Annotated in this window: 10 protein-coding genes; 6 read left to right on the top strand and 4 right to left on the bottom strand. The window is 61.8% G+C overall.

The genetic code is table 11. The features are described from left to right. From B7L72_RS03120 to lpxL, 4 genes are all read left to right on the top strand, one after another. Positions 1-484, top strand: a 484-nt coding sequence (locus B7L72_RS03120; RefSeq protein WP_176212824.1) for a murein hydrolase activator EnvC family protein, incomplete at its 5' end; no start/stop codon positions are given. A 152-nt stretch (positions 485-636) separates the two neighbouring features. Continuing rightward, a complete protein-coding gene (gene rpoS / locus B7L72_RS03115) occupies positions 637-1611 on the top strand; it encodes an RNA polymerase sigma factor RpoS (protein ID WP_026001995.1) in 975 nt (324 codons plus the stop codon). A gap of 200 nt (positions 1612-1811) precedes the next feature. After that, positions 1812-2912, top strand: a complete 1101-nt coding sequence (alr, locus tag B7L72_RS03110) for an alanine racemase (RefSeq protein WP_081136136.1) — start codon at positions 1812-1814, stop codon at positions 2910-2912. A 12-nt stretch (positions 2913-2924) separates the two neighbouring features. After that, on the top strand, positions 2925-3836 hold the full coding sequence (gene lpxL / locus B7L72_RS03105) for an LpxL/LpxP family Kdo(2)-lipid IV(A) lauroyl/palmitoleoyl acyltransferase (RefSeq protein WP_081192479.1): 912 nt from the start codon (positions 2925-2927) through the stop codon (positions 3834-3836). 122 nt (positions 3837-3958) lie between these two features. Here lpxL and speD read toward each other — a convergent pair whose 3' ends face one another. From speD to B7L72_RS03085, 4 genes are all read right to left on the bottom strand, one after another. Next, complete coding sequence (speD, locus tag B7L72_RS03100; protein WP_081136133.1) at positions 3959-4753, bottom strand: adenosylmethionine decarboxylase; 795 nt, start codon at positions 4751-4753, stop codon at positions 3959-3961. A gap of 228 nt (positions 4754-4981) precedes the next feature. Beyond that, on the bottom strand, positions 4982-5401 hold the full coding sequence (locus B7L72_RS03095; RefSeq protein ID WP_016916305.1) for an OsmC family protein: 420 nt from the start codon (positions 5399-5401) through the stop codon (positions 4982-4984). Positions 5402-5511: 110 nt separating this feature from the next. Beyond that, positions 5512-6168, bottom strand: coding sequence for an N-acetylmuramate alpha-1-phosphate uridylyltransferase MurU (gene murU / locus B7L72_RS03090; RefSeq protein WP_081192477.1), 657 nt, complete (start codon positions 6166-6168; stop codon positions 5512-5514). Continuing rightward, positions 6165-7175: an aminoglycoside phosphotransferase family protein gene (locus B7L72_RS03085; RefSeq protein ID WP_081192476.1), complete on the bottom strand. Its 1011-nt coding sequence runs from the start codon at positions 7173-7175 to the stop codon at positions 6165-6167. Before B7L72_RS03085 ends, murU begins: the two co-directional genes overlap by 4 nt. A 70-nt stretch (positions 7176-7245) precedes the next feature. On the opposite strand from B7L72_RS03085, the gene B7L72_RS03080 reads away from it, so the two are divergent. Beyond that, positions 7246-9693: an LPS-assembly protein LptD gene (locus B7L72_RS03080; protein WP_081192475.1), complete on the top strand. Its 2448-nt coding sequence runs from the start codon at positions 7246-7248 to the stop codon at positions 9691-9693. 35 nt (positions 9694-9728) lie between these two features. After that, complete coding sequence (locus tag B7L72_RS03075) at positions 9729-10766, top strand: peptidylprolyl isomerase (protein ID WP_081192474.1); 1038 nt, start codon at positions 9729-9731, stop codon at positions 10764-10766. Positions 10767-10936: the final 170 nt, after the last annotated feature.

Genomic DNA, 10936 nt, shown 5'->3' with positions numbered 1-10936 from the left:
CGAGCCGGCTCCCGAGCCCGCGCCCGCCGCAACGCCAGAGCCAACGCCTGCGGCGCAGCCTGCTCAGGCCGCTCGCCCGGATCGCTCCTCGCGTACCTTCACGCCTGTCGATAATGTCGACTGGCGCTGGCCTACCGATGGAGAGATTACCGGTGAGTTTGGTCAGGGTGGGAGCATTACTGCCGGGATTGATATCGCGGGGCAAAAGGGGCAACCTGTGCGAGCGGCAGGCCCCGGTATCGTGGTGTACGCGGGCAGCGGTGTGCGTGGCTACGGTAACCTGATATTGTTGAAGCACAACGATCAATACCTCAGCGCCTACGCACACAACGACAGTTTAAGTGTCAAAGAGAACGATGTCGTCGAGGCCGGTGAGGTCATTGCCACCATGGGCGATAGCGACGCAGATAGCGTCAAGCTGCATTTTGAGGTGCGCCGCGATGGCCAGCCACAGAATCCACTCGACTATTTGCCCGCTCGCTAGGCACCACGCTCTGAAGGTAACGTATTAGCTCGATCAAGGTAACCCGGACAGCTAACTAAGGCGTCATATAACAATAAGGTGCACGCGCACAGGGAGTGCGACCACCCGGACTTTTTCGAATGGCGGATAGGTGAGACAACGGGGGTATGACCATGAGTATGCTGGAGAAGGACCTACAGGAAATCGACCTCGACGAGGTTGAGGAAGCGCTGGACGAGGCCGATGACGATGCCACGGCTGAGGAGGCAGAGTTCGAGAAAGCGCTGGGTCGGGACGACCGCCAATCCACTCAGAGCCTCGACGCTACCCAGATCTACCTCAATGAAATAGGCTTTTCGCCGCTACTGACGCCGGAAGAAGAGGTCTATTACGGACGCCTGGCGCGCAAGGGTGATGCCCTGGGGCGCTCACGGATGATCGAGTCCAACCTGCGGTTGGTGGTCAAGATTGCCCGGCGTTATTTGAACCGTGGCTTGACGCTGCTGGATTTGATCGAAGAAGGTAATCTCGGGTTGATTCGCGCGGTGGAAAAGTTCGACCCTGAGCGCGGCTTTCGCTTTTCCACTTATGCCACCTGGTGGATTCGGCAAACCATCGAACGCGCCTTGATGAACCAGACACGCACCATTCGTCTGCCGATTCATGTGGTCAAGGAGCTGAACATCTATCTGCGTGCCGCCCGTGAGTTGACCCAGAAGCTCGACCACGAAGCCACCGCAGAAGAGATTGCCGAGCATCTCGACAAGCCGGTGGAGACCGTCAAGAAGATGTTGGGGCTCAACGAACGTGTGTCTTCGGTGGACTACCCGATGGGCGGTGAAAGTGACAAACCTCTCATCGATACTCTCACCGATGATGACGTGCAAGGACCTGAGGCGTGCCTCGTGGATGGCGACGTGCGTGAGCATGTCGACCACTGGCTGGACGAGCTCAGCGAGAAACAGCGCGAGGTGGTGGTGCGTCGCTTTGGCCTGCGTGGGTATGAAGCCGCCACGCTGGAAGAAGTGGGTGCCGAAATCGGTCTGACCCGCGAGCGCGTTCGTCAGATCCAGGTGGAAGCGTTAAAGAAGCTACGACGCTCGCTGGAAAAACAGGGCCTTTCTCTGGATTCGATTTTCGAGGCGTAGCCTCGTCGAAGCCGTCTGGCTTCGCCAGCACGTTTGATACGTACGTCTACCGCGCACCGAGCATTTCACTCGGTGCGCTGTTTTTGATAGCCAGTTTGTCTGGCAACCGGGTAACACCCGCTAAACCCATATCCGTTCGCTAGCCGTGCGGATTATCAGCACCGCGCTGTCGTACGAGCGCTCTGATAAGTGAGATAGCCATGCGCCCGTTAGTGGCCCATATCGATCTGGACGCGCTGCGTCACAATTACCAATTAGCCTGCCGCTGTGCGCCTCAGAGCCGCTCGGTCGCCGTCATCAAGGCCGATGCCTATGGTCACGGTGCGCTGGCCTGTGCCAACGCCCTGGAAGCCGAGGTGCCCGCGTTTGCGGTGGCCTGTATCGAAGAGGCGTTGAGCCTGCGTGAAGGCGGCATCAAGGCCCCCATCATCCTGTTGGAAGGTATCTTTAGCGCTGACGAGCTGGCGCTGGTCGACCATCATGGCCTGTGGATCAGCGTGCACAGCCGCTGGCAGGTAGAGGCGCTTTTGGCCTATTCCCCGCAGCGACCGATTCCCGTCTGGTTGAAGGTCGATTCCGGCATGCACCGACTGGGGTTCTCTCCTCAGGAGGCGCCTGCGGTATGGCAGCGTCTGCACAGTGCCCCACAGGTCACCGCGCTGCACCTGATGAGCCACTTCGCCAACGCCGATGCCCAGGATGCCAGCTACTTCGAGCATCAGATGGGCGTGTTGCAGACCCTGGCGGCCACGTTGAAGGCACCGCTTTGCCTGGCCAACTCACCTGCCACCCTGGCCCGGCCAACGGCCCATGGCGACTGGAACCGGCCGGGTATCATGCTGTATGGCAGCGACCCCTTGGAAGTCGCCAGCGAGCTGACCCGGCAGCTGCGCCCGGTAATGACGCTGCGCTCGGAAATCATCGCCCTGCGTGAGCTGGCCGTCGGCGAACCAGTGGGCTACAGCGGACGCTGGAAGGCCCCACGCCCCTCGAAGATTGCCGTCGTCGCCGCAGGCTATGGGGATGGCTATGATCGCCATGCCGTGGATGGCACGCCGGTACTGGTCAACGGCCAGCGCTGCCCCATCGCCGGTAAAGTATCCATGGACATGCTCACGGTGGATGTCACCGAGGTGTCCGACGCCGCCATTGGTAGCGAGGTCGTGCTGTGGGGGCGCGCTACCCAGGGCAGCGTGCTGTCGGTGGACGAAGTGGCCCGCTACTGCGATACCATCAGCTATACCCTGCTGACCGGCGTGCTGCCCAGAGCACCTCGGCAGTACCATGGGGCCAACGTCTAAACGGTTATCTGTATGTCGAAATCTTATCCGCGCTCTTTTGCGCACCCCCGCTACTGGCCGACCTGGCTGGCCATTGGTGCCATGTACGTGGCGGCCTGGTTGCCTTGGCGAGTCAGGCTTTGGGTAGGCAAGATGATAGGCCTGCTGGCGTGGCGGCTTGCCAAGCGTCGGCGGCACATCACGGCCACCAATCTGGCGCTCTGCTTTCCCGAGAAAAGCGCCGATCAGCAGCGCCAGCTGGTCAAGGAAACCTTCATCGCCAACGGTATTGGGCTGGTGGAAACCGCTACCGGCTGGTGTCGCGATGCCGAAGGCCTGCGTCATCGCGTGGCCTATCATGGCCAGGAGCATCTGGCCCATGCCAAAGCTCAGGGCAAGGGCGTGCTGGTGGTCGGTATTCACTTCTCGACGCTGGATCTGGGTGGCGCGCTGCACTCGCTGTTTTTCCCGGCGGACGTGGTCTATCGCCCCCATAACAACCCGCTGTTCGAACGCTTCATGACCCGGGCACGCTCGCGCATTTTTGGCCAGGCCATCGACCGTCACGACCTGCGTGGCGTGGTGCGGCGGATCAAGGCGGGGCATATCGTATGGTACTCCCCGGACCAGGATTTCGGTCGCGATGTCAGCGTCTTCGCTCCGCTGTTTGGTCAGCAGGCGGCCACCATTCGCCTGACGGCCAAGATCGCCCGCATGACCGGAGCGCCGGTGGTACCGCTGATGTTTCACCGCAACCCGGACAACCGTACCTACACCATCGAATGCCTGCCCGCCTTCGAAGGCTTCCCCAGCGGCGACGAAGTGGCCGATGCCACCCGGGTGAACGAATTCATCGAGCGGGCCATTCGCAAGCACCCCGAGCAGTACCTGTGGCTGCACCGGCGCTTCAAGACGCGCCCTGAAGGCGACGCCGGGTTTTATTAGCGCGACCCCGGGTGTCGAGTACTGATGTCGAGTACTGATGTCGAGCACTGAACAAGCATGAAAAAAGCCGCCCGGAAGAGGGCGGCTTTGCGTTGTGCCAGCGGAATCTTTTGCCAGCAACCTCAGTCGAGGTTGCGCGAGTAGAAGATTTCCAGCATCTCTTTGCGCAGACGGCCTTCGATATCGCGGGCTTCTTCGAAGGTGATGTCGCGGCGCGACGTGCCGAACAGGTAGTTGTCCAGCTCGAAGTCCTTGAGCAGCATCTTGGTGTGGAACATGTTTTCCTGATACACGTTCACGTCGATCATCTGGTAGGCCTGCTTGGTATCTTCTGCCAGATAGTCCTGAATCGAGGTGATGTCGTGATCGATGAACAGCTTCTTGCCATCGACGTCACGGGTGAAACCGCGCACGCGGTAGTCCATGGTGACGATGTCGGAGTCGAAGCTGTGGATCAGGTAGTTCAACGCTTTCAATGGGCTGATATGCCCACAGGTGGATACATCGATATCCAGCCGGAAGGTACTGATGCCGTTGTCGGGATGCGACTCGGGGTAGCTGTGTACCGTCACATGGCTTTTGTCCAGGTGGGCCACGACCGTTTCCGGAAGTGGGCCAGGTCCTGGCTCGGTTTGCCCTGGCGTCGGTTCATCCAGCTCGTGCTCGGCAATCAGAATGGTCACACTCGCGCCATGGGGCTCATAATCCTGACGCGAGATGTTCAGTACATGAGCGCCAATGATGTTGGTGACGTCTTTCAGGATCTGCGTCAAACGTTCGGCGTTGTAAAGCTCATCGATATAGTCGATATAAGCCGCACGCTGCTCTTCGGTTTTGGCGTAACAGATGTCGTAAATATTGAAGCTCAAAGAGCTGGTCAGGTTGTTGAACCCGTGGAGTCGGAGATTATCTGACACTTCCGAACCTCCCTATGGCAGATGAGGACACCCCGACGAGCCAGCGCCGGAACCGATAAACACTTGTCACCGTGCTAACGCAGCCGCCTTGTAAGCGACCCCGCACTACGCAGTAAAGGGAAAAACAAGCGGGCGTATTATGCCCGCCCAGGGCGTGGCTTGCATCCAGCCACGCCATTTTTTTTGATGCTGCAGCGTCACCCGCGTGGTCAGCCGACCTGTGACGGCTCAAGCTTCGCGGATCTCATAGGAGTGAGTGATGTCGACACCGCCTTTGACCAGCATGATCGACGCGCTGCAGTACTTCTCGGCAGAAAGCTCCACGGCGCGCTGGACCTGCTTCTCTTTCAAGCCGCGACCAGTGACCACGAAGTGGACGTGGATTTTGGTGAAGACGGCGGGAACTTCATCGGCGCGCTCGGCATCCAGCTCGGCCACGCAGTCGGTGACCTCTGCCCGTGCCTTGTCGAGAATGTTGAGAATATCAAAAGCGGTACAGCTGCCCATGCCCATCAGCAGCATTTCCATGGGGCGAGGCCCGGTATTACGGCCACCGTGGTCAGGTGGGCCGTCGATCACAACGCTGTGTCCGCTTCCAGACTCCGCCACGAACTGGCGTCCATCGGTCCATGCTACCCGTGCTTTCACGTTGCTCTCCTCATGCTGGCGACGAAAGGTAAGTCGCGCAGCATAACATTTCCAGGCGCAGACGCACGGCTTCTCTCCATGTCGCCTGCACGTCCTCTATCGCAAACCCGTCAGGCAAGGTGGCGTTCCAGCACCGCAAGGCGCTCTGGCGTGCCCACGTCTACCCAGTGGCCAGCGAAATGCTCGCCCGAGACACGCCCTTCGTCCATGGCCCGGCGCAGCAGCGGCGCCAGGGCAAACGCCCCAGGCGGCTCGCTGGCCACCAGAGCGGGGCGCAGCAGGCTGATGCCCGCAAAGGTCAGGCGTGACGCTCCAGCGCTCGCCACCCGGCCCTGATGCAGCGCGAAGTCGCCCTCAGGGTGTTGCACCGGGTTGTCCACCAGCACCAGATGCGCCAGATCCTCGGCGGCCAGCGCGGCAGCGTCCGGCAGGTAGTCGCACCACACATCGCCGTTGATCAACAGAAAAGGCGCCTCGCCCAGCAGCGGCAGTGCCTGGCGAATACCGCCGCCGGTTTCTAGCGGAGATGGCTCGTGGCTCCACTGGATGGATACCTGATGGGCGCTGCCGTCGCCCAGCGCGGCCATGATCTGCTCGGCACGATAGCTGACATTGATGACCAACTCATGAATGCCCGCCTGCCGCAGGCGCTCGATGTGATGCACGATCAGCGGCTTGCCCGCGACGGGCAGCAGCGGCTTGGGGCAGTGGTCGGTGAGCGGGCGCATGCGCTTGCCAAGGCCTGCGGCCAGGATCATGGCCTTCATGCGCTCTGCTCCGCCAGGCGCTGCATGATGGCGGGGCGCAGTACGCTGCTGGCCCACTCGGCAAACGTGCGATGTTCAGGCAGGGCCGCCAGGCTATCTTCCAGGTGATCGAGGAAGTGGGGCAGGCGGGCCAGGTAGCCCTGCTTGGCGTCGCGTAGCGTCAACCGACAAAAAATGCCCAGTACCTTGAGCGAACGTTGGGCTGCCATGGCATGGCACTGGACCAGAAAGTCCGCTTCCGAGGTGGTGCGGAGCAGTCGCCCCTCCTGGCGAGCCTGCTGGTAGAATAGCGATACCAGCTCGGCAAACTGGCTGGCGCTGAAACGGCAGTAACGCCCCCGCAGCAGCGAGATCAGGTCGTAGCTGAGCGGACCAGCCACGGCATCCTGAAAGTCGATCATCGTCAGTTGCTGATCCTGGCACATGAGGTTCATGGCATCGAAGTCCCGATGTACGCTGACCACGGGCTGTGCCAGCGCGCTATGGATCAACGCCTGACGCAGAGCGGGCCACGACTCGGGGGCGGTCAGCCCTAGCCAACGTTCCAGGCACCATTCGGGGAACAGATCGAGTTCACGCCCCAGCAGGGCCTCATCGTAGGCGGGTAGCGCCGCAGGGTCGGCACGATTCTGCAACTGAGCAATCAGCGCCATCGCTTCAAGGTGGCGCTGGCGGGTGCTGTCAGGGTCCGTGAAGGTGTCCTGAAGCGGGGTGTCGCCCAGATCCTCCAGCAGCAGGAAGCCTTCGTCGAGGTCGCTGGCATAGATGCAGGGGACCGCTAGCCCGGCGGCATGCCAGCGTTTGCCGATGGCCACGAAAGGCGCCGAGTCCTCTTGGGCGGGCGGCGCGTCCATGACGATGCGTGTGCTGCCATCGGGGAGCGTGAGGCGAAAATAGCGCCGAAAACTGGCGTCGCCGCCCGCCGGTGCCAATTGAATATGCGCGGGCGCGAGGCCATGATGCTGCGCTGCCCACTGGGTGAGGGCGTCGATCCTGGAAGAGGACATGCAAGCTCCTTGCTGGTCGGGCATGATGCGGGCTGTATAATACCGATTCTGGATGCCAAGGATAACGAACATGGGCAAGCGAATCTCGCGCACCACTCCGGTTGCGCAAACGCTGTTGGGCAGTGTGCTCGCCGGTGCCTCGCTGTCAGCGGTGGCTCAGGGCCAGCCGCTGTCGGCTGACGCGCTGGACTGGCAGCCCTGGGGGCAGGACGAAGCACGTCAACAGCTGTGTCGTGGGCGCTATGTGATGCCCGACTATCGTTTGTCCGCGCAAGAGAACCCGGAAACGCTCTCGGTGGAAACCGATGAAGCGGATTATGCCGCGGATGGCGAAGCGTTGCTGCGCGGCGATGTGGTCTTGCGTCGCGGCAATACCGAACTGCAGGCCGATCAGGTATTTCTCCCGGCGGACCGCCAACGCGTCGATGCCGAAGGTGATCTGGTCATTCGCGACGGTCAGGCCATGGTGCGTGGTGAACAGGCCACGCTGATGCTCAACGAAGATCGCGCCTCGCTGCGCAATAGCCATTACGTGCTCTATGAGCAGCACCTGCGCGGTCAGGCCAGTCAACTGGAGCAAACCGGAGAAGAGCAGTATCGACTGCGCGATGCCACCTTCACTACCTGTGATCCGGGGGCCAACAGCTGGCAACTGGTGGGTAGCGATATCCAGTTGAACCAGGCCACCGGATTCGGCACGGCACGCCACGCGCGCCTGCAGGTCAAGGACGTACCGATTTTCTACTGGCCCTGGCTGCGTTTTCCCATCGATGACCGCCGCCACACGGGGCTGCTGTCGCCCACGCTGAGCTTCTCCAGTGACGGCTTTGACTATGCTCAGCCGTTCTACTGGAACATTGCGCCTAACCATGACGCCACCATAACACCGCGCTGGATGTCGGACCGTGGGCTGCTGCTCAATGGCGAGTATCGCTACCTGTTCGAGCAAAGCCAGGGGATCGTGGAGGGTGGTTTCCTGGGCAGCGATGGTGGCAGCAGCACCGGGGACAATCGCTTCGAAGGCGAAGAACGCTGGTACATCGATGCGCAGCACGCCGGGGCCTTGGCCCCACGCAGTAACTATCAACTGCGCTACGGAGCGGCCAGCGATGGGCGCTATTTCGACGACTTTGGTGGCGAGTTCGGCAGCGGCGACCGGGTCAGCATGGAGCGCCTGGCGCAGGTGGACTACCGCGGCGAGCGCTGGCAGCTGGACGCCAGGGCCCAGGGGTTTCAGCGCCTGGAAGACCCGCTCAGCGATACGGATCGTCCCTTCTATCGTCTGCCCAGCCTGACCGCCAACTCGGATTGGCAGCTGGGCAGCGGGTTTTATACCCAATGGCGCTCCAACGCGACCTATTTCTGGCGTGACGTGGACGAACGTCAGGTCCCCGAGCGGGAAGCCGCCATTGGTACCCGCCTGCACCTGACCCCCAGCGTGGGCTGGCGCTATGAGCAGCCCTGGGGCTATATCGAACCGCGCAGCGAGCTGTGGCATACCGCCTACGAACTGGATTACGGCGACCGTATCACGGACCGCGATACGTCGCCCTCGCGTAGCGTCGCCATCACCTCCATCGACGGTGGGCTGGTCTTCGAGCGTGAGCTTGAGCTGGGCGGGCGTGACTATCGCCAGACTCTCGAGCCCCGTATCAACTACGCCTACGTGCCGCGTACCAACCAGACCCAACTGCCGGACTTCGATAGCCGTGAACGGGCATTCTCCTGGGATCAGCTCTGGTCCCCGCACCGCTTCTCGGGGGCTGACCGGGTCGGTGATCTGAATCGCGTCTCGTTGGGCGTGCAGTCTCGGTTGATCGAAGACAGCGCCGGGCGTGATCGCTTGACGCTGGGCGTTGGCCAGAGCCTCTACTTTGCCGAGCGGCGCATCGACAGTGACGGTGACCCGAGCACGCTGCCGCCGCGTCCGGAAGATGCCCCCGACGCCAATCCGCTGAGCCGCTATCAGGCCACGCGGGATCGCTCGCCGCTGGTGACACGGCTGGAGTGGCAGATCAATGACCGTTGGAGTACGGGCTATGAATGGCTCTATGACGACGAGCGTGAGCAGACCGAACGCTCCAGCGTCGACCTGCGTTATCGTCATCCTGATGGCCACGTAGTGAACCTTGGCTACCGCTGGGAGATCGAAGGGTTCGATCCTTCCGTGGTGCCCGGTGACGACGGCTTCCGCGACTACAGTCGTGAAGAGTGGGACCTGTCGCTGGCCTGGAAAGCCAGCCCAAGGATTGATTTGATTGGCCGCTACCTGCACGATCAAACCAACGATCGTCCTCTGGAGCAGTTGGCGGGCTTGCAGTGGAACGACTGCTGCTACGGCGTACAGCTTGTCTGGCGGGAGTGGATAGACGACAACGATACCGCCAGAGTGGAAGACGACTTTAGCGACCGTGGCCTGTTCCTGCGCTTTGTCTTCCGTGGTCTTGGCGGTGTTGGCCAGGAAGCCGACAGCTACTTTGAACAGGCGATCCCAGGCTACCGCCCCACACCCCTTTAACGATCACCTTGAATGGCGACTGAAAGAGACTTTTTATGACGATCAGAAAGACCCTGCGGACCCGCAAGCTCACCCAGCGGGCAAGACAGCTTTCAGCGGGCACCATGATGACGCTTTGCCTGGGCGCTGGCGCTGCCCTGGTACCCTTGACCGTTCAGGCCCAGAGCTTCGAGTCCACACAGCGTCAGCCGCTGGATAGCGTCGTGGCCGTGGTCAACGATGGTGTCATCATGCGCAGCGAGTTGAACGAACGCATCGCGGAAATCGAGCAGCAGGCGGCCGCTCAAGGCGGCCAACTGCCGCCCCGCAGCCAGCTGGCCCGGCAGGTGCTGGAGCGCATGGTGATGGACGAAATTCAGCTGCAGATGGCCAGCCGTGCCAACCTGAGCGTGGACGACACCGAGCTGAATCGTCAGCTGCGTAGCATTGCCGAGTCCAATGGCATGAGCCTGGATCAGTTTGCCGATGCCGTGGAAGCCGATGGCATGAGCCTGGCCAGCGTGCGTGAGGAAGTGCGGCGCGAAATGTTGATGCGTCAGGTGCAGCAGCGTCAGATCAGCCAGCGGGTTTCCGTGTCGGACCGGGAAGTGGAGCGCTTTCTCGAGCAGCAGCCCTCTCAGCAGGGCCAGTCGTTCATCGAAGAGACCCGTGCGCGCCACGTGCTGGTCGAGCTGACGCCCACCCGTGACGAAGCGCAAGCGCGTAGCCGTGCAGAACAGGCTCGCCAACGCCTGCAGCAGGGCGAAGACTTTGCCACTGTTGCCCGTGAGCTCAGCGATGACCGGGGAAGCGGCATGAACGGTGGCGACCTGGGTTGGGTACGCCCCGGCCAGACGGTGCCTGCCTTCGAAGAGGCCATGAACTCGCTCAGCCCCAACCAGCTGTCCGAGCCGGTGCGCTCGCAGTTTGGCTACCACGTGATCGAAGTGCTGGAGCGCCGTCGTCAGGACGTGACCGAAGAGAGCCGTCGCGAGCAGGTGCGCCAGGCCATCTTCCAGCGTCGTGCCAATGAAGAGCTGGAAGTATGGCAGCGTGAAATTCGCGAACAGGCCTTCGTGGACATTCGCCTGTAATGGCGCTGCCGCTGCTGATCACCACCGGGGAGCCCGCCGGTATCGGCCCCGAGCTGACGCTGATGCTGGCGGCCCAGGGGCGTCTGAACAACACCGTGGCGGTAGGTGACCCGACGCTGCTCGCCCAGCGGGCGGCGTTGCTCGCGCTCACGGTGGAGATCGTGGTCGCC

The sequence above is a fragment of the Halomonas sp. BC1 genome, assembly GCF_002078135.1.
Lineage (GTDB): Bacteria > Pseudomonadota > Gammaproteobacteria > Pseudomonadales > Halomonadaceae > Vreelandella > Vreelandella stevensii.
The sequence above is the reverse complement of the archived record's forward strand: the minus strand, read 5'-3'. Positions and strand labels throughout refer to the sequence as shown.

What these genes read in the sequence shown, in the direction of transcription:
- rpoS (WP_026001995.1), top strand. Translation starts at nt 637, where the DNA reads ATGAGTATGCTGGAGAAGGACCTACAGGAAATCGACCTCGACGAGGTT.
- alr (WP_081136136.1), top strand. Translation starts at nt 1,812, where the DNA reads ATGCGCCCGTTAGTGGCCCATATCGATCTGGACGCGCTGCGTCACAAT.
- lpxL (WP_081192479.1), top strand. Translation starts at nt 2,925, where the DNA reads ATGTCGAAATCTTATCCGCGCTCTTTTGCGCACCCCCGCTACTGGCCG.
- murU (WP_081192477.1), bottom strand. Translation starts at nt 6,168, where the DNA reads ATGAAGGCCATGATCCTGGCCGCAGGCCTTGGCAAGCGCATGCGCCCG.
- B7L72_RS03085 (WP_081192476.1), bottom strand. Translation starts at nt 7,175, where the DNA reads ATGTCCTCTTCCAGGATCGACGCCCTCACCCAGTGGGCAGCGCAGCAT.
- B7L72_RS03080 (WP_081192475.1), top strand. Translation starts at nt 7,246, where the DNA reads ATGGGCAAGCGAATCTCGCGCACCACTCCGGTTGCGCAAACGCTGTTG.
- B7L72_RS03075 (WP_081192474.1), top strand. Translation starts at nt 9,729, where the DNA reads ATGACGATCAGAAAGACCCTGCGGACCCGCAAGCTCACCCAGCGGGCA.